This is a genomic window from Pseudomonas sp. ZT5P21 (genome assembly GCF_054897785.1).
In genome coordinates this window covers 3,404,761-3,423,585 of the sequence record NZ_CM142705.1, presented here as the reverse complement: position 1 = coordinate 3,423,585, position 18,825 = coordinate 3,404,761, and the positions used below count along the sequence as shown (strand labels likewise).

The 18,825-nt window shown below is 60.3% G+C and carries 16 protein-coding genes; 6 read left to right on the top strand and 10 right to left on the bottom strand.

The window, feature by feature from the left end; genetic code table 11:
• Positions 1 to 15: 15 nt before the first annotated feature.
• The 6 genes from ACYZT9_RS15925 to ACYZT9_RS15900 all read right to left on the bottom strand — a co-directional run bounded on the left by ACYZT9_RS15925 (position 16) and on the right by ACYZT9_RS15900 (position 5,943).
• Positions 16 to 984, bottom strand: coding sequence for a PDR/VanB family oxidoreductase (locus ACYZT9_RS15925; protein ID WP_462006379.1), 969 nt, complete (start codon positions 982 to 984; stop codon positions 16 to 18).
• Positions 981 to 1,583, bottom strand: a complete 603-nt coding sequence (locus tag ACYZT9_RS15920; protein WP_462006378.1) for a dimethylamine monooxygenase subunit DmmA family protein — start codon at positions 1,581 to 1,583, stop codon at positions 981 to 983. The genes ACYZT9_RS15925 and ACYZT9_RS15920 overlap by 4 nt, the downstream gene beginning before the upstream one ends.
• 328 nt (positions 1,584 to 1,911) lie before the next feature.
• Positions 1,912 to 3,339, bottom strand: coding sequence for a sigma-54 interaction domain-containing protein (locus tag ACYZT9_RS15915; RefSeq protein ID WP_462006377.1), 1,428 nt, complete (start codon positions 3,337 to 3,339; stop codon positions 1,912 to 1,914).
• On the bottom strand, positions 3,336 to 4,466 hold the full coding sequence (locus ACYZT9_RS15910; protein WP_462006376.1) for a PAS domain-containing protein: 1,131 nt from the start codon (positions 4,464 to 4,466) through the stop codon (positions 3,336 to 3,338). The genes ACYZT9_RS15915 and ACYZT9_RS15910 overlap by 4 nt, the downstream gene beginning before the upstream one ends.
• 231 nt (positions 4,467 to 4,697) lie before the next feature.
• A complete protein-coding gene (locus ACYZT9_RS15905; protein WP_462006375.1) occupies positions 4,698 to 5,126 on the bottom strand; it encodes a nuclear transport factor 2 family protein in 429 nt (142 codons plus the stop codon).
• A 517-nt stretch (positions 5,127 to 5,643) separates the two neighbouring features.
• The gene (locus tag ACYZT9_RS15900) at positions 5,644 to 5,943 is read right to left on the bottom strand and encodes a hypothetical protein (RefSeq protein ID WP_462006374.1); all 300 of its coding nucleotides are present in this window, start codon (positions 5,941 to 5,943) and stop codon (positions 5,644 to 5,646) included.
• A 1,155-nt stretch (positions 5,944 to 7,098) separates the two neighbouring features.
• Between ACYZT9_RS15900 and ACYZT9_RS15895 the strand changes: the two genes are divergently transcribed.
• Positions 7,099 to 8,199 (top strand): polyamine ABC transporter substrate-binding protein, encoded by a 1,101-nt coding sequence (locus tag ACYZT9_RS15895; RefSeq protein WP_462006373.1) that lies wholly within the window; start codon positions 7,099 to 7,101, stop codon positions 8,197 to 8,199.
• A gap of 47 nt (positions 8,200 to 8,246) precedes the next feature.
• Here the strand turns inward: ACYZT9_RS15895 and ACYZT9_RS15890 are convergent, their stop codons facing one another.
• Entirely contained in the window at positions 8,247 to 9,176 is a 930-nt protein-coding gene (locus ACYZT9_RS15890; protein WP_462006372.1) for a LysR family transcriptional regulator, read from the bottom strand.
• 117 nt (positions 9,177 to 9,293) lie between these two features.
• Between ACYZT9_RS15890 and ACYZT9_RS15885 the strand changes: the two genes are divergently transcribed.
• The gene (locus tag ACYZT9_RS15885; protein ID WP_462006371.1) at positions 9,294 to 10,043 is read left to right on the top strand and encodes an SDR family oxidoreductase; all 750 of its coding nucleotides are present in this window, start codon (positions 9,294 to 9,296) and stop codon (positions 10,041 to 10,043) included.
• A 33-nt stretch (positions 10,044 to 10,076) separates the two neighbouring features.
• On the top strand, positions 10,077 to 11,159 hold the full coding sequence (locus tag ACYZT9_RS15880; RefSeq protein ID WP_462006370.1) for an alkene reductase: 1,083 nt from the start codon (positions 10,077 to 10,079) through the stop codon (positions 11,157 to 11,159).
• Positions 11,160 to 11,161: 2 nt separating this feature from the next.
• Here the strand turns inward: ACYZT9_RS15880 and ACYZT9_RS15875 are convergent, their stop codons facing one another.
• Positions 11,162 to 12,340 (bottom strand): cystathionine gamma-synthase, encoded by a 1,179-nt coding sequence (locus ACYZT9_RS15875; RefSeq protein WP_462006369.1) that lies wholly within the window; start codon positions 12,338 to 12,340, stop codon positions 11,162 to 11,164.
• On the bottom strand, positions 12,337 to 13,713 hold the full coding sequence (locus ACYZT9_RS15870) for a pyridoxal-phosphate dependent enzyme (protein WP_462006368.1): 1,377 nt from the start codon (positions 13,711 to 13,713) through the stop codon (positions 12,337 to 12,339). The genes ACYZT9_RS15875 and ACYZT9_RS15870 overlap by 4 nt, the downstream gene beginning before the upstream one ends.
• 310 nt (positions 13,714 to 14,023) lie before the next feature.
• On the opposite strand from ACYZT9_RS15870, the gene ACYZT9_RS15865 reads away from it, so the two are divergent.
• Positions 14,024 to 14,473, top strand: a complete 450-nt coding sequence (locus ACYZT9_RS15865; protein ID WP_462006367.1) for a cupin domain-containing protein — start codon at positions 14,024 to 14,026, stop codon at positions 14,471 to 14,473.
• 58 nt (positions 14,474 to 14,531) lie between these two features.
• Here ACYZT9_RS15865 and ACYZT9_RS15860 read toward each other — a convergent pair whose 3' ends face one another.
• Entirely contained in the window at positions 14,532 to 15,950 is a 1,419-nt protein-coding gene (locus ACYZT9_RS15860; protein ID WP_462006366.1) for an MFS transporter, read from the bottom strand.
• A gap of 136 nt (positions 15,951 to 16,086) precedes the next feature.
• On the opposite strand from ACYZT9_RS15860, the gene ACYZT9_RS15855 reads away from it, so the two are divergent.
• A complete protein-coding gene (locus ACYZT9_RS15855) occupies positions 16,087 to 16,995 on the top strand; it encodes a LysR family transcriptional regulator (RefSeq protein WP_462006365.1) in 909 nt (302 codons plus the stop codon).
• A gap of 441 nt (positions 16,996 to 17,436) precedes the next feature.
• Entirely contained in the window at positions 17,437 to 18,825 is a 1,389-nt protein-coding gene (locus tag ACYZT9_RS15850; RefSeq protein ID WP_462006364.1) for a TackOD1 domain-containing metal-binding protein, read from the top strand.

Below are 18,825 nucleotides of genomic sequence, written 5' to 3'. Positions count from 1 at the left end.
TTATGTCTCCGTCGATCAGAGGTCGATGACCAGGCGATTGCACTTGGCACGGGATACGCAGGGCATGATTTTTTTGCAGCCGACCTTGTCTTCGTCGGACAGCCAGTCATCGCTGTGCAGCAGCTCGCCATCGAGTTCCAGCACCTCGGTTTCGCAATGCCCGCAGGCGCCACCACGACACAAGTAAGGCATTGTGTAGCCGGCCGCTTCGACCGCTTCGAGCATGGTTTGGTCGGGCGAGACTTCAATCGTCGCGCCGCTGCGACCGAGGGTGAAACTGAAGGCTTCGCCGCCGCTGTTTTGTTCGAGGAAACGCTCGAAGTGCACGTGGCTGTCGGTCCAGCCGAGGTCGCGAGCGCAGGCCAGTGTGGCGTCGATCATGCTGTCCGGGCCGCACACATAGACGTGGCTGCCCAATGGACGGTCGGCGAGCACCCGGCCGATCTCCATGCGCGATTCAATGCCCTTGCGGTACAGGTGAACCTGCTCGCCGTAGGTGGCCTGCAACTCCTTGCCCAGATGCGCATGCTCTTCGCCGCGCACCGCGTAATGCAGCTCGAACGGCACCTTGCTCAGGCGCAGTTCTTCCAGTTGGGAAATCACCGGCGTGATGCCGACGCCACCGGCGATAAACAGGTGAAGACGTGCCTGTTTGATCAGCGGGAAGAGGTTCACCGGCGGCGTGACCTCGATCAGATCCCCTTCAGCAACGTTGTCATGCAGCGACGCGGAACCACCGCGACCGCTGTCGACGCGGCGCACGGCAATCTGATATGTGCTGGTGTCGTACGGCGAACTCAGCAGCGAATACGGGTTGCGCAAGGTGTTCAGCTGATTGGCGATCAGCACCACGACATGGCTGCCACCGGAGAAGGCCGGCAAGTGCGCGCCGGTCGGCGACACCAGGGTGAAGCGTTTTATTTCCGGGGTCACCTCTTCGATTCGGGCCACGCGCAGATTCAACGTCCCATTGTTCTGGCTCATGTGTCGAGCTCCTCGGCTTCGGGCAGTTCACCCGGGACTTCGGCATCGGCCTTGACCGCTTGAAACGCTGCCAGCCGACGGGAATAGTGATCGCGCACCACCAGCGTCAAGCCGCAGCCCGGGCAGTCATAGACGCGTTGAGTAACGTTTTCGGTGTAGGTGTCGCAGTGCACGCACCAGACGCGGCGGACCAGGGTGCCGGAGTGCTCCCGCAGGACTTCGTCGCGATTGAGGTCAAAGCGGGTGGCCACTTGCATGGCACTGCCCAGGAAGCTTTCGGACCCGGCGAGGTACAACCGAGTGCCCATCCGCGCATCAAAAAGCAGGTCATTCAGTTCGTCGATCAATGCCTGGTTACTGGCATACACCTTCAATTGATGACGTGGATACTGCTGCAACCCGGCCAGAAAATCCTGGCCGGAGAAAGACTCCTGCGAGTACAGCAGAGTGATCGGCCGATCCAGCCCAGCCATTTCTTCCAGCAAGCGCAACATGGCGCGACCGCCGCTGCCTTGCCCGGCAATGATGTGCCGGATACCTCCCGGCAGCGGTTGCAACCGGTCATAAACCGGCCGGCTTTTGATCCCGGTGATCAACATTTTTATTATTCCTCCTGGCTACCGGCGCGGCTGATGAAAGCCGGCCCTGATGCAAAGCCCAACGATGGTGGGTTGCAGATAGCAGGAGCACAGGTCGTGCCAGTTATTTAAACTATTGAAATAAAAGGATTTGTTGAATTTATGGAGGGAGGGTGCAGGCAAAAGTAACTAGGTATGTAGGCGTTTTTGCAGCGCTTGTAGGTGAGACGAGAACCCTGGTAGGAGCGAGCTTGCTCGCGAAAGACGTCAACGATAACGCGTACAGTCTGGATAAACGCGTCGCCCGCAAATACATCGCGAGCAAGCTCGCTCCTACATAGGCCTGAACTCAATCGCGCTGGAGTTTGCGAATCAGCGTACCGATGTCGATGCCCAGGTGCACCGCGGCTTTGCGTTTGCTGCCGCACAGATGCACGGCCCTGAGGATGACCTGGCGTTCGAAATGCTGAACCTGCAGCTTGAGGTTTTGCTCCGGATCATCTTCGTAGGTAGCCGCCGGTTTTACGTGTTCCTGAGGGCGCATCGGTTCCAGCAGTTCGGCCGGCAGATGATGTTCCTGCGCTTCATCATCGGCGAGGACCGCCAGCCGTTCGAAGATGTTCACCAGTTCACGGACGTTGCCGGGGTAGTCGTAACCCAGCAGCCGCTTGCGGCAACTCGCGGACAGACTCAGCGACGGCTCGCGATCGCTGTTGATGCGGCTCAGCAGGATGTCGATGAGAAACGGCAAGTCATCCCGGTGCTGGCGCAGCGGCGGGATTTCCACCGGCAGGACCGCCAGACGATAGTAGAGGTCGGCGCGAAACTCACCGATGCTCACCAGATGACGCAAGTCTTTGTTGGTGGCGGCAATGACTTGCACCTGCACCGTTTTGCTCAGCGGTGAGCCGACCGACTGGATGGTGCTGTCCTCAAGGAATTTCAGCAGCTTGGCCTGCACGTGCAAGGGGATTTCACCGATCTCGTCGAGGAACAGCGTGCCCCCGGAAGCCGCTTCGATATAGCCTTGCTTGCCGCCCTGCAGTGCACCGGTGAAGGCGCCGCGTTCATAGCCGAACATTTCCGACTCGAACAGGCTTTCCGGGATGCTCCCGCAGTTGACGTGAATGAAAGGCCGGTCGCCCCAGCCGGCGGCTCGATGGATATGTCGCGCGATGGCGGTCTTGCCGACGCCCGGTTCGCCCAGCAACAACAACCTCGCGCGACGCCGGAATGCACGCACGCCAGTGTCGGCAATGCTCGAGAGCTGTGGTGAAAGGTGCAGGGCGTTGTCCTGAGGGTCGCGCAGACCTTGAGGCTCCACAGGCCGGTTACCCAGCGAAGCTCGACGTTGTGGCTGGCTGCCGTCGAAGTCTTTCTGAGTCAGCATCCTGAAAGGTTTTTCGTAGGCTCCCGTGGGAATGGCGTGGGTGCTACTGAGCAGCACCCGGCCTTCCCGGGAGCGGGTCAGCGCACTGTTGCCGCCGCGATTCAGCGCCGCCTGAAAGTCTTCGTAGTTCAACGCCGAACGCTGGAAAAACTCACTGTCGGACAAACCGCTGGCTTGCTGTCGGGACAGTCGGTTGACGCGCTCGGCGGCCAGGTTGAGAAAGCGCACCCGACCTTCGCCGTCCGTCACGATCAGCGCGTCGCTGAAGCTGTCGAGTAAGGCGTGCAGCGCGGGGGTTTCCAGCAATGCGCCGAGTACTTCACTGCTGACGTTGACCGAAGAGCGCATGCCCATCTGCAGCGTGGGCGGCAGATTCTTGTCTTTCATGGGTGCAACTCTTCGGCGCGGCGCACACCCTGGCTTTCACGAAACACTGCAACGCGCCAGGCCACGCCTTCACGGATCAAAATGCGCGAGCAATGCACATTGAAATTCACAGGGCGTCCGCTCAAGTCCGGCAAAGGCAGACTGTGCCAAGTACGCTCGGGCAGGGCCTTATCCAGCAGCAGGCGAGCGATGCCGTCGCCGTGGGTGATGCCAAAGGTCTCTTCGAAGGCTGCGTTGCGCCATTGCGGTTGCAGGTGCTCATCGATCACCAGCACCGCATCCGGCACTGCATCGAACACCCGGCGCAAAGCGTCGATGCGCTGCTCGGCGTCGTGCTGCATGCGCAGTTCCTGACTGACATCGCGGATGCTGCCCCACATGCGCAACAGGTGTCCGTTGACGATGGTCGCGCGAACATCGTTCTCGACGTAGGCCGGCGAGCCGTCGTGCCGGCGATCCACGGAAAGCGCGCAGTCCACGTGGAAACCGGATTCGATCAGGCGCCGCACAAACTCTTCATTCGCCGGGCTGCGCGGCCAGTACAGGCGCACGGGTTGCTGGTTGAAATCGACATCTGAGGGCATCTCGTACACCTCAGCCATGGCGCGATTGCACAGGCGCCAGTGGGAGTCATTTTCGAACACCTGACGCACGATCTCGTCCGGCGAGGTGTTGATGTCCACTGCCTCGGCAAACTCGATGCACCAGTACGCGACCTTGGCGCTCTGCAGCATCTGGCTCATCACTTCATTGGCGTTGTGCATTTCCCGCAGCCGATGGCCCAGCGCGCCGAGAGGGATTTTCAGCAAATGCAGACGTGCCGGTTGCACCGAGCGCCATTCCAGCAGTCCGCAGGCGACCACTGGCAGCAGGCCGCCGTTGTGGCGAATCAGGGTCAACTCCAGGCTATGGACTTGCTCATCGGCAGGCGGATTGGCAAACAGCGACTGCACGACGCGCAGCGATTCGACGCTGAAGATGCGCTCGATCGGCTGATTCAGCAGCGCTTCGGGGGCATAGCCCAGTTGATCGCTGAGGCTAGCGGACAAGCTGATCAGTTGTCCGTCAGCGCTGACGGTGCTGGACAGTGGCTGCGCCTTGTTGGCCAGTAAATTCAGGATATCCATCGGTTGATCGCTCGATTTGGCTAATGGGACCTGGCGGACATCACTCAGGCAGTCAAAGCGGGGCATATCGCATGCCAACCGAAAAGCGTTATAAACCGGGCCGCACGAGGGAAAGCGGGTCGTAGAGCGCTGCGATAATGCAACAGAATGTGCATTTTTGCAGCGCTCACGTTGAGCGTAGTCCGCTGACGGGGATTGGTGGGGTCAATCCGATTGGTGACCCGATCATCGTCAGGCTTTGCTGGCGGCCAGGTAAGCGCCGAGGCGACGGCCCATCTCTTCGCCCAAGGCCTGCAAGCCGCTCATTGGCCGGACCATGACCTCGAATTCAACGATTTTGCCTTGCTCGTCGAAGCGGATCATGTCGATGCCCTTGAGCTCTTTTCCGCCGACCTTGGCGCTGAACTCGAGGACGACGTTCAAGCCATCCTCAGTCGCCAGTTCACGGTGGTAGGTGAAATCTTCAAATACCTTGCACACCGTGCTCAGAATCATCGTGACCACCGGCGCGCCGGGATAAGGTGTGTGCGCCATCGGCGAGCGAAAAACGGCGTTCGGGGCCAGCAAGGTGGACAGGGCTTGCAGGTCACCCTCGCGGATCATTGCGTGCCATTGGATCAGGGAGGCGGCGGCGTTGGGGTGCAGCTTCAGTTCTGACATGTCAACTCCTGTTGTTTTTGTTCTACAAGCGTTGGCAGCGACTGTATATCAATGGGTCCATAGCTTTGCTTATGGCGGTGCATTCAAGCAGTTGATGCGAGGACAATTCAGGATGATGGCGTGTTTAACCGGTTAGCTGCTTTGCTTTCTGCCAGGCTTCCCATTGGCCCCAATTGATCTAAAAAATCCTGACCTGCAACGCCGACGGTGTACTACGCTTAAAAATGTAGGTGAAGACGCAGACTGATGCGCAAGCGGATGGCAAGGACACGTGGGGCGCGTTCCGAAGGGTACACGGTTAGAAAGATCTCCGCGCTGAGATCCAGCCCTTATGCCGTGTGAAGCAGAAGAGCACAAAACTGTTCTGTGAGAGTCCTGATAAACCTTGTAAGCCGGAGACCAGCACCGGCCACCTACTCAAATCCCGAAGCCCGCCTTGAGCGGGCTTTTTCTTGTGGATGTTTTCGGCACCATTGTGGGAACGAGCCTGCTCGCGAAGCGGCCGGCGGCCACACCGCTAAATCGGCGTTTTGTACTCGTTCTCCCGCTGTAACGCCCGCGCCTGAACGACGTTCAGCACGGCGCAACCTTCGCGCGTCAGTAAATGCACCGCACGGGTGATACGAGTTAGATCACAGTCAGAAGTGTTTTTGAGGTTGAGGCTGGACAAGGTGTCCATCAGATCGCGCACCACGGTGAAACGATGCATGGCGCAAGCGGCCAGTTCGCTAAGTTCCTTGTGGGTGTTTACGAACAGCACCGGATTTTCGGCGTCGTGGGTGTCGATTGGGAGATAGCGTGGCATCACTTGGAACATTGTGTAACTCCTATGAGCAGAGCTTCCACCGTTCGCGGCCAAACGAAAAGGTGGCAGCCGTACGTGGGTTGGCCGACCGGTCATAGGAAGCCCGGCACACCCGAAGGTGTCCCCCGCAAAGCCGCCATAAAAATCACGTCAGGAATAAAGCTTCCGACGTGATGTTCTGGACGCTAATGCGCTCCTATGATCGACCGGCCAAGGTCGTCCGCGGTGTATTCCGCGAGCCCAAACTATAGAGGTCGATGCCGAAACGCGGCAACAGGGTACATTGTAGGAAACGTCTTTAAAAGTTGTGCGCGGCACAATGATGACTCCATGCTTCGCGTTTATTCGCGAGCTGAACGCTAGATGTCTGTAGGGGCGTTCCTACGTGCAATACGTTGGACTTCTGGGGGAACCTTTTCGGGGGGGCAGGTGAGAAATTCGCTGATGTGCCGGCCATTTCGCGGGCAAGCCCGCTCCCACCGGATTTTTGTTGTTCCAAGGAGCGAATCTTGCTCGCGTAGGAGGTCAGGATAACGCGTCATCCAGACAGCCCGCGTTATCGTTGACGTCTTTCGCGAGCAGGCTCGCTCCCACAATGGATCGGCGTACGCTTTTGCTCTTCACCACTCATCAGGCCGAGCGTTAGCTCGCCTGCAGCTTTTGACTTTGACGCACCGCCCCCTCGAGAGGCCGAGTGGAGGTTCTGCGCAGTGGGCAACCCGGCATGGATGCCGGGTTAGCTGCGCACGGCCAAGGATGGCCGATCGCGGCGGGCCCACGGAGCAGGACCGGAGCGAGGGCATGCCGAGCCACAGCGAGGCACCGAACGAAAGGGGCAAGAGCGTTTGGTTACTTGGCGCTTTTCCAAGTGACTCGCCGTAAGGGCGAAACCAATTGCGGCCCTTGCCGCAGCAATGGATATACACCCGGATCACCCCGATCAACCGGATCCACCGGGACACCGATATTGGCCATATCAATCCCCTTTTGGCCGACCTCGCACTGTGAACCAGCCAGACCATCAGCAAGAATCAAAGCAGCACTGCTGTTCAAGCACGCTCGCGAAACCACAACTAGAATCCAGTCTTCCTTGCCTCGAGCCGTTTTCAAGGCCTGCCGTGTACAGAACATAAAAACCAACAAGCGACACACTTGGGGAATTCATTCATGGTCACGATGAAACGCACACTGGGCGCCACCGTTTGTGGGCTGACGCTACTGGCCAGCGCCGTGCACGCCGAACAGCGCGAACTGCGGGTGTACAACTGGGCAGACTACATACTGCCGTCCGTGCCCAAGGACTTCGCCGAGAAAACCAAGATCAAAGTGACCTGGGACACGTTCGACACCAACGAATCGCTGGAAGCCAAGTTGCTCACCGGCAACTCGGGATACGACCTGGTGGTGCCATCGAATCAGTTCCTCGAAACCCAGATCAAAGCCGGTGTGTTCCAGAAACTGGATAAGTCCAAGCTAACTAACTGGTCGCACCAGGACCCGGCACTGCTCAAGCTGCTGGAGAAGAACGACCCCGGCAATCAGTACGGCGTGCCTTACATGTACGGCACCGTGCTGATCGGCTTCAACCCGGATAAGGTCAAGGCCGCGCTGGGCGAGAATGCGCCGGTGGACAGTTGGGACCTGGTGTTCAAACCCGAGTACATGGAGAAACTGAAATCCTGCGGCGTGGCCATGCTTGATTCCCCGACGGAAATCCTGCCGATCGCGCTGCACTACCTCGGGTTGGACCCCAACAGTCAAAACCCGGACGACTACGAAAAAGCCAAAGCGCTGATGATGAAGGTTCGCCCGTACGTCACCTACTTCAACTCCGCCAAATACATGACCGACATCGCCAACGGCGATATCTGCGTCGCCATCGGCTACTCCGGCAGCTTCTACCAGTTCGGCAATCGCGCCAAAGAGGCCGGCAACGGCGTGGTGGTCGATTGGCGCTTGCCGAAGGAAGGCGCGCCGATCTGGTTTGACACTTTCGCCATCCCGAAAAGTGCGAAGAACGTCGAAGAAGCCCACGAGTTCCTCAACACCCTGCTGGACCCGAAAGTCATCGCCCCCATCAGCGACTTCCTCGGCTACCCCAACGCCAATAAGGATTCGATTGCGCTGATCAACAAAGACATCACCGGCAACCCGAACCTGACACCGACCAGCGAAGCATTGAAAACGCTCTATGTGGTGCAGCCTTTGCCGCAAAAACTTGAGCGGGTTCGTACGCGGGTCTGGACCAGCATCAAGTCCGACAAGTAAAGCGTGCGCCCACACCTGTGGCGTAACGGTGTGGGCGTACAACCTTTCTACTGAAAAGCGTTCCTGACGACTTCGTCCCAGGCAGTGGGCGAGGGGAACAGCTCCAGCAGAAACTCCACGAAGACTTTCACGTTTGGGCTACCTCGACGACTTTCAGGCCAAAGTGCCGTGATGGTGGAACGTTCGAGCGCGAACTGCGGCAACACCGGGATCAGTTCCCCGCGTTGGACGTAGGGCGCGGCCACGTAATTTGGCGATATGCCGACCCCTCCGCCCGCGGCCAGCACGGCAGCCACGGCATCACTGACGTCCACCACGATCGCCGCGTCCGGCGTGATTTCCGCGGTGCGCTCGCCTGCCTGGTAGGGCCAGCGCAGCATCTGTCCCGAACTCTGATAGCGAAAATTCACGCAGTCATGCTGCATCAGGTCCGCAGGCTCGCGCGGTGTGCCTCGCCTGGCCAGATAGTCCGGTGAGGCGAAAGCGCCGATTCGATGGGGGGCGAGGGGACGGGAAATAAGGCGCGAATCAGCCAGGTTGCCGACCCGGAGCGCGACGTCGATGCCTTGCTCGATGATGTCAAAGAATTGATCGCCCAGGCGCAAGTCGATGCCGAGTTTCGGGTAACGCTCGCGAAATCGGGGCAGCGCCGGGGCCAGGATATTCAGGCCGATGGGCAACGGCGCCGTGACTTTCAATGTGCCTGACGGTTCAGCGCGGGACGCCACCGCGGCCTGATCAATGTCCTCGACCTCGCGCAAAATGCGCAACGCCCTTTCGTAGAGATCCCGCCCCTCAGGCGTCAGCGTCAACGAGCGTGTGGTGCGACTGAACAGCTTGAGGCCGAAATGTTCTTCAAGCCGTTGCACACTTTTACTCACCGCCGAGGGCGAGACGGATAATGCGCGCGCCGCCGCAGTATAGCTTCCCAGAGAAGCCGCGCGGGCAAACGCAATCAGGCCAGTCAGCCTGTCCAAACCTATTTGTTCCTTCATGGCACTAGTAAAGCGACTTCCGCCCCAATTATCAACTGGCACCCGAGGCTTTAGTCTCTACCCATCAACGCCGCATCGGCGTTTCAAGGAGACAACAGCATGAGCCAGATTCAATTCACCCAACCATTGCCCGCCGTACTTGATGGCCGCACCGTGGTTATCTTCGGCGGAACGTCCGGCATCGGCCTAGCGGCGGCCATTCAAGCCAAAGCCGCAGGCGCGAGCGTGATTGTGATCGGCTCGGATGCCCATCGTGCGCAGCAAGCGGCCGCTGACCATGGCCTTGACGGATGGCGCGCTGCTGACGTGACCCAAAGCGAGGCGATTTACGCCGCACTGGCGGATATTCCTCAGGTCGATCATCTGGTTTTGCTGGCGGGAACCTTCGTCGCTGGCACCGTCCTGGGCACCGATATCGATTACCTGCGTCGGGCATTCGAGGAGCGGATGTGGGCGTCGGTGCATGCGATTCGCGCACTGGGTCATCGCTTGTCGAAAGACGGCTCGATCACGTTCATTTCCGGTTCATTGTCCGATCGGCCGAATGCCTACGGCACTGCGGTGCTGGCCGCTGCTTCAGCCGCGATGGAAGCACTGGCCCGTGGCCTCGCGCTGGAGCTGGCGCCGATCCGCGTAAACACCTTGTCCCCCGGCCCGATCAACACGCCGATTCTGAGCAAGGCGTTGGGTGACAACCGTGACGGCTTCGTCGCTGCGCTGGAGCAGTCCTTGCCCCTGCATCGTCTGGGCACCGCAACAGAAGCGGGGGCGGCGGTGATGTTCCTGATCACCAACACCTTCATGAACGGCTCCACGCTGAACATCGACGGCGGCGCACGCCTGGTCTGATCCCCGACTCTATTACCTCGAAAGGAAACCGTTATGACCACGCTTTTTGACTCCCTGCGCCTGGGCGCGATTGACGCGCCCCAACGTATCTTCATGGCGCCGATGACCCGCGCACGCGGCACTCAGGACCATTTGCCCACCGCCATCATGATTGACTATTACGCCCAGCGTGCCAGCGCCGGGCTGATCATCAGCGAGGCCATCGGCATCAGTCAGCAAGGGCTTGGCTGGCCCTACGCCACTGGCATCTGGTCGGCGGAACAAGTCTCCGGTTGGCGTCTGGTCACTGACGCGGTGCACGCGGCGGGCGGGCGGATCATCGCCCAGCTCTGGCACATGGGGCGTGTCGTTCACCCGAGTTTTCTTCAAGGCGCTCAGCCGATCTCCGCGTCGATCACCACGGCGCCGGGCCACGCCCATACGTACGCCGGCAAACAAGCGTATACCCAGGCGCGGGCGCTGCCGCTGGATGAAATTCCGGCGCTGCTGGAGGACTTTCGCCACGCCGCCCGTAACGCCATGGAAGCCGGTTTCGACGGCGTGCAGATTCACGCCGCCAACGGCTACCTCATCGATCAGTTTCTGCGCGACAGCGGTAACTTTCGCACCGACGGCTACGGCGGCTCGATCGAGAATCGAATCCGCCTGCTCAAAGAAGTCACGCAAGCCGTGGTCGATACCGTCGGCGCTGACCGAACCGGCGTGCGTCTGACCCCGAGCAGCTACGATCAAGGCGTGCGAGACAGCGATCCGGAGCCGTTGTTTGTACGCATTGCCGAAGTGTTGTCCGACATCGGCATCGCGCACCTGGAGCTGCGCGAACCGCCGCTGGACGGCACGTTCGGCAAGGGCGAGCGCGAAGCCATCGCGCCGTTGATTCGCCAGGCCTTCAACGGCGTGCTGATCCTCAACTCGGACTATGACATCGTCCGGGCCGAGGCCGCGTTGACCAGCGGATTGGCCGACGCAATCGCCTTCGGCCGGCCGTTTATCGCCAACCCGGACTTGCCGATTCGCGTGGCGCAGCGGCGGCCCCTGGCTGAAGACGCGATGGTCAACTGGTTCACCCAAGGGCCTGAGGGGTACATCGACTATCCCGGCATCGAAGCGCGCTGAGTTCAGATGTTCCGCAGGGCCTGAGCCAGGTCCGCACGCAAATCCTCGACGTCCTCGACCCCGACCGACAAACGCACCAACCCGTCGCCAATGCCAAGTTGTGCGCGGGTGTCGGCGGGGATGGTGGCGTGGGTCATGATCGCGGGGTGTTCGATCAGGCTTTCCACGCCGCCGAGGCTTTCGGCCAAAGCGAAAATCTGCACGCTCTCGAGGAAACGCTTGGCGCCGGCCAGATCACTCTTCAGATCGACAGAAATCATCCCGCCGTAACCGCGCATCTGCCGCTGCGCCAATTCATGTTGTGGGTGCGAAGGCAGGCCCGGGTAATAGACGCGCGCGACCTGCGGCTGACGTTCCAGCCATTGCGCCAGTTCCAGTGCGTTGCTGCAGTGACGCTCCATGCGCAGCGCCAGTGTTTTCACGCCGCGCAGGGTCAGAAACGCGTCGAACGGCCCGGCGATTGCGCCCACCGAGTTCTGCAAAAAGCCCAGGCGCTCCGCCAGTTCCGGGTTCTGCCCGACCACCGCGATGCCGCCGATCACGTCGGAGTGGCCGTTGAGGTATTTGGTGGTCGAGTGCAGCACGATGTCGAAGCCCAGTTCCAGTGGACGCTGGATCCACGGGCTGGCGAAGGTGTTGTCGGCGACGCAAATGATTCCGCGCGCGCGGCAGATGCGCGCGACAGCGGCGAGGTCCGTGAGGCTCAACAAGGGGTTACTCGGCGTTTCGACCCAGACCATCCGCGTGTCGTCCTGCAAAGACGCTTCGAAGGCAGCGAGGTCGGTCAGATCGATGAAACTGAAGCGATGGCCGGCGCTGCGTTTACGCACCTCGTCGAACAGGCGAAAGGTACCGCCATACAAATCGTTGCCGGAAACGATGTGGGAGCCGGCGTCGAGCAGTTCGAGCACCGTGGAAATCGCCGCCAGCCCTGAAGCAAACGCGAAGGCCTGGGTGCCGCTTTCAAGGTCGGCAACGCAACGCTCCAGCGCAAAGCGCGTCGGGTTGTGCGAGCGGCCGTAGTCGAAGCCCTTGTGCACCCCGGGGCTTTGTTGCAAGTAGGTGGAGTTGGCATAAATCGGCGGCATCAACGCCCCGGTGGTCGGGTCTGGCGCTTGCCCGGCGTGGATCACCCGCGTGGCGAAGGCGCGTGACGCGGCGTTTTCATCGTGTTCACTCATGCGAGGGATCTCCGCAAATGATTGAGCAGGTCCACGCGGGTAATCAGGCCGTGGAAGCCCGAGGCGTCGGCGATGATCGCGACCAGCCCGCGATCGAGTTCTGCCTGCAGTGTGGCGAGACTGGCGCTGGCTGGCAGGGTTTCTACTTTGTCGGTCATGGCGCTGGCCACGGTCAAGCGGAAGTGCGTCGGGTCTTCTTGCATGCCCAGCAGAATGTCGGATTCGTCGATGACGCCGACCAGTTTCTGGCCGTCTACCAGCACCGGCAATTGCGACACATCCGCCAGGCGCATGCGTTGGAATGCCGTCAGCAAGGTGTCGTCCGGGCCGACGCTGATCACCCGGCCATCTTCGAACCGCCGTGCGATCACGTCACGCAGATCGCCATAGGGTTTGCGTGCCAGCAACCCCTGATCGTTCATCCACTGGTCGTTGTAGACCTTCGAGAGGTAGCGGGTGCCGGTGTCGCAGACGAAGCTGACCACACGCTTCGGCTCGGTTTGTTCTCGGCAGTAGCGCAGCGCCGCAGCCAGCAAGGTGCCGGTAGAAGAACCGCCGAGAATGCCTTCGGCGCGCAACAGTTGGCGGGCGTGATCGAAGCTTTCTTCGTCGCTGATGGAATAGGCGTGGCGCACGCTGGACAGGTCGGCAATCGAAGGGATGAAGTCTTCACCGATGCCTTCCACGGCCCACGAACCGGGCTTCTCCATGGTGCCGCTGCGGCTGTATTCGGCCATCACCGAACCGATGGGGTCGGCCAGCACCATTTCCAGGTCCGGCTGCACGCGCTTGAAGAAACGGGTCAACCCGGTCAGCGTTCCGGCCGAACCGACACCGACGACGATGGCATCCACGTCATGCTGGGTCTGCGCCCAGATCTCCGGCGCGGTGCTGCACTCGTGGGCGAGCGGGTTGGCCGGGTTGTTGAACTGGTCGGCGAAAAACGCGTCGGGTATTTCCAGCGCCAACCGCGCCGCGACATCCTGGTAATAATCGGGATGGCCCTTGCCGACGTCGGAGCGGGTGATGTGGACCTCGGCGCCCACGGCCTTGAGGTGCAGGACCTTCTCGGTCGACATCTTGTCCGGAACCACCAACACCACCCGATAACCCTTGGCGCGGCCGACCAGCGCCAGGCCGAGTCCGGTGTTGCCGGCCGTGGCTTCGACGATGGTGCCACCGGGCTTGAGCCGACCGTCGCGCTCGGCGGCGTCGATCATCGCCAGGCCGATGCGGTCCTTGATCGAGCCACCGGGGTTCTGCGATTCGAGCTTGAGAAACAGCGTGCACGGACCGGTATCAAAACGGCTGACGCGCACCAGCGGCGTATTGCCGATCAGTTCAAGCACGGCAGGGCGGGAGTCGTTCGGCATGTAGTCACCTCTTTGGGAAACTTCGCACTGGAAGGACAGCAACCGGCGGCGAGTCATCGCGTGCCAGTCGCCAGCAATGCATCGCTTGGACCATAGGCCGCGATTGCGTCGTCCGCAACCTTGTGCGACCAGCCGGTCACGTTACCGCTGGAGAGAACCCGCTCTCGGCAACACGCGATCTGTTTGTATCGCTACGTATCCGCAGGGCCCACAGCCAATTACGCTTACAAACCGGGGCGTCCGAGACACGAACGCGATACATGGTGGTCGCCTAATGGGGCACCACAACGGTATCAATCGGAGAAATGTCATGTTCCGCATCAACGCTCGTCACACCGTCAGAATGCTCGGCGCTGTTGCTGTCGCCACCGTCTCCCTCGCCGCGTTTTCGGGCGCGTCTCAGGCCGAGGAAGTGAAGGCTCCCGCCAAAAACTGGCAGGCGGGCCTGCACCGCACGGATCTGCTGCGCAAGGATCTCGACGTCGAAGGGCGTGAGGTGCTCCAGGTGCGGGTTGATTTCGAGCCGGGTGTCACCTCGCCTAATCACACTCATCCTGGGGTAGAAGTGGCTTACGTGATCGATGGCACGTTTGAATACCAGCTTGAGGGACAGCCTCCGGTCACGCTCAAGGCCGGTGATTCCCTGTACATTCCGGCCGGCACTGCACATATCGCCAAGAATATCGGCACAACCAAAGCCTCTGAGCTGGCGACCTACATCGTGAAAAAAGGCGAGCCGCTGGTTGTGATCAAGCCGTAAGGCCCTGCCGGAATTCAAAGACGCCGCAAATCCCTTGTAGGCGCCAGCAAGCCGGCTCCTACAAGGGTTTCAGCGCTCGACGGTCCGGCGCGATGCCGAGTGCAACAACGATCAGCCCCAGCGCTACAGCAAAGGTGATTTGCATCCCGCGGGCGACGGCTTCTGGCTGCGCAGCGGTGACGTCGGCGGTCTGCGAGGCGAACGCGAACACGGCGCCCAGCGCGGAGGCTCCGGTGATGAGCCCGAGGTTTCGCGACAGGTTGAGCATGCCCGAGATAACACCGCGCTGGTCTGGCGCGACGTCGGTCATGACCGTGGTGTTGTTGGCCGTCTGAAACACCGCATAGCCGAGCGTGATCACCACCATCGGCGCAACGTAGCCGCCGATACCGAATGTCTGTGGCAGCACCGATAACGTGAGACAACCGATGGCCATCGCCATCAGTCCGGCGACCGTCATCCGTTGTGCGCCGAAGCGGTCGGCGATCCGGCCGGCGGGCACACCTGTCAATGCCGCGACACACGGCCCGACCGCCAGCACCAGGCCCACCATAACCGCTTCCAGTCCGAGTCCGTGGGCAAGGTAAAACGGCCCGACCACCAGCGTCGCCATCATTACCGTCGCTACCAGCGTGCTCCTCGCCAGGCTACCGCTCAACACCGGGTTGCGAAACATCGCCAGCCGTACCAGCGGGGAGGCGACTCGCGTCTCGACGAACACAAAGAGCCCCACGCCGAACCCCGCCGCCAACAGCAACCCCATATTCAACAGCCCGAAATGGCCGCGCCCGAGGGTCATCGCCAGCGCATACACCGCCAACGTCAGCGCCAACACCAGCGTTCCCCACGCGTCGAAACGGGCACTCCCGCGGGTTGGCTTCTGGCGGTCGGCGGGCAAATAGCGATACGCGAGCAGCAACGTCATCAGGCCCAACGGCACGGCGACCAGGAACATCGCCCGCCAGCCGAAACCGGCAATCAAGATGCCGCCTAGCGACGGCCCCATCGCGGTGCCAATCGCCGACATCGTCCCGAGCAACCCCATGGCGCTGCCGGTCTTGGCCTTCGCCACCGTCTCGCCAACGAAGGCCATGGTCAGCGCCATCATGATTGCCGCACCAAGCCCTTGCAGTGCTCGGGCGCCAATCAACATCCCCAGTGTCGGTGCCCACGCGCACAGCGCCGAGGCAAGGGTGAACACGCCGATGCCACCGAGCAGCAACCGTCGACGACCGATCAGGTCACCCAGACGGCCCACGCTGACGATCAGCGTGTTGATCGCCAGCAGATAGGCAATGACGATCCACTGCGCTTGCTGAAAGGTCGCGTCGAACACCTGCGCCAGTGTCGGCAGCCCCACATTGGCGATGCTGGTGCCGAGCGAAGACAGCAGCATCGACAGCGAAAGACTGATCAGCACCCACCGCACGGCGGGTGTCTGTGGTGCGCTGTCCATGAGGGCAATAGTCGGCTTCATGTTGTCTCTCTTGATCTGGCCACTCCCGAAGCGGAGCTGTCACAAATCTACGCCGGCGCCTAACATGGCGGAAGGCGCACGGGTTGCACTGTACTCGTGCGTTAGACGCCATCTCACCTTGCCGCGGGGCGATCCAATGTCTACTCCCGATTTCAATCTGCTGGTCACCCTCGATGTGCTGCTCACCGAAGGCAGCGTGGCGCGCGCCGCCAAGCGCTTGCGACTGAGCCCGTCGGCAATGAGTCGAGCGTTGGCGCGCTTGCGGGAAACCACGGGCGACCCGCTGCTGGTCCGGGCCGGACGGGGGCTCGTCGCCACGCCCAGGGCTTTGGAACTGCGCGAGCGGGTCGGTCAATTGGTGCAGGATGCAGAGGCGGTGTTGCGTCCAGCCGAACAGCCCGATCTGGCGCGACTGGTTCGCACGTTCACGTTGCGCACCAGCGAAGGCTTTGTAGAAAATTTCGGCGCACCGCTCATTGCTCGCGTTGCCGAACAAGCGCCCGGTGTGCGCCTGCGCTTCATGCACAAACCTGACAAAGACAGCACGTCACTTCGTGACGGCACCATTGATCTGGAAACCGGTGTGGTGGGGAAGGCCACCGGACCAGAGCTGCGCACGCAGGGGTTGTTTCGCGACCGCTTCATCGGTGTGGTGCGCGGGGACCATCCCCTTAGCCAGGGCGAAATCACCGCCGCGCGTTATGCGGCGGGTGCTCATATCAGCGTTTCACGGCGCGGGCTCGACAAGGGGCCTGTCGATCAAGCACTGGCGGCGTTGGAACTGGACCGGCAAGTCGTGACCATCGTCGCCGGCTTCTCGACAGCGCTGGCGCTCGCCAGGGCCACCGACCTGATTGCCACTGTGCCCGAACGCCACACCGAAAACCTGCGGGCGGGCATGCACGGCTTTGCGCTGCCGTTTTCCTTGCCGGAGTTTACGGTTGCGCTGCTCTGGCATCCTCGAATGGACGCCGATCCGGTGCATCGCTGGTTGCGAAATTGTATGCGCGAGGTCTGTAATGAAGGCATTAAGTTATCAAATTGATATCAATTGAAAGTGTCCGATACTTACGAAAGTGTTAAGTTTATGAGACGGTATGGCTGTCAATTGTAATAGGGGAATAATAATAAATTATTTTGGTATAAAGATTGTTTGAACTTGTTCGGCATATAAATGTATTCCGTTGTGTGTGGGCAGCGTGGTGATTTGAAGTGTGGCTCAACGCTATCGCTGATGGCAAATAAAGTTAGGCTGAATAGTTATTGAGTGTTCTGGCTTATCATTGTAACTATTTGAATACAGAAGCATTTATTTTTACTTGCGCGCTCAATTGAATGAATGTCTTCGCGCGTGGGCGCAGATCGGCCTATCGCGTTCGTCGTGTAAATAATAAACCTGAGCCAAAAGCAAGTGCATTTCGCCATTGCAGTGCTATGTTGCATGTCTCTCGGTAACTCCACGCTAACTGCCTGCAGGTCGAGCGTCATGCCTATTCTAAATCCACGAATTGCGGTGCTGGGTAATAGAGTGACAGGTTTGAATCTTCCGGAGTTAGAGCACTTTTCTGATCTGAGCAGCCTGGTGGCCGCCAGGGCTTTTGATGTGGTGTTGCTCGACATGCCGGCGGCTTATGCCGGGCGAGCGCTTCGAAAGCTGCGCACGGTGCCTGCCTATCGCTACTCCCTGATTTTTTGTTGCCGTGATCAGAATGACTGGTGTGAAGCCTTGGGTGACGGGGCGTGCCCGGTAGAATCCACCGAGATAAAAAGTCTGTGGGGGATATGGAAGGAGCGCTTCCGCACGTTCAGTCAGGGATCGGTTCCCGAGCGGTTCGAAAGTCGGGTGCTTTCCTGGTTGTGGTTACGCGACAAAGCCCACCTTTTTGCCCTGCGCGATCCGCAAGTGCCTCAGCATTACCGGTATCCGTTGCTGGATGCCCTGGCGGATGACGAGCCGGTCAATCCGTTTGTCTGGCTCAGCCTGATGGTGCAACAGAACTGGCTGGAAGAAGGCGTGCTGGTCGATCGCGTCCGCCTCTGTTCGGACTGCGGCTCAGGCCGACTCAACTACATCGATGTGTGCACCGAATGCCACGCTCTGGACATTTCGCGGCAGCCTTCGTTGCACTGTTTCACGTGCGGCCATGTGGGGCCGCAGGAATCCTTTCTCAAAGACAACGTGTTGTTGTGTCCCAACTGCCTGAACCGTTTGCGCCACATTGGCACTGATTACGATCGACCGATGGAAAACTATCGGTGTCGGTCCTGTCAGGCGTTTTTTGTCGATGCAGAGGTGCAGGCGCGTTGCCTTGATTGCGGTCTGTCACACGCGCCCGACAAATTGCGGGTGCGCGAGGTCCGGGATTTCCGCTTGGCCGAGGCCGGACGTTTCCGCTGCCGTCAGGAGTTCGATGACCGATCGGTTCAGCACTTTGGTCGACTCAGTCTGTTAGGTGGCAAGGATTTTTATGACCTTCTGAGTTGGCAAATTCAGGTCGTACGGCGCTACCCGCAACCGGCGTTCTCCTTGATCGGCCTGCGCTTTGTCAACCTGGCCGGTACGCTGGCTCGCCTGGGTGAGCATCGAGGTCATGCCTTCATCGATAGCCTGACTGAACGCTTGAAAGAATCGGTTCGGGATACGGATCGCTGTTCCCGCAGCACGGAAGAATTTTTCTGGATCATGCTTCCGCACACGGAAGGCAAGGGGCTGGAGTGCGTCAAACAGCGTCTGGGTCAGGTTGCCGAGCTGTTTTCAGCCCCGGAAGTCAGTGATATTTCGCTGCGGGTTCTCAGCATCACGGCGCCTCACGATCTGCTTGATCAGGAAGACGGTGAGCTGCTGCTGGCTCGTCTGGCCAGTGAACTGGGGTGA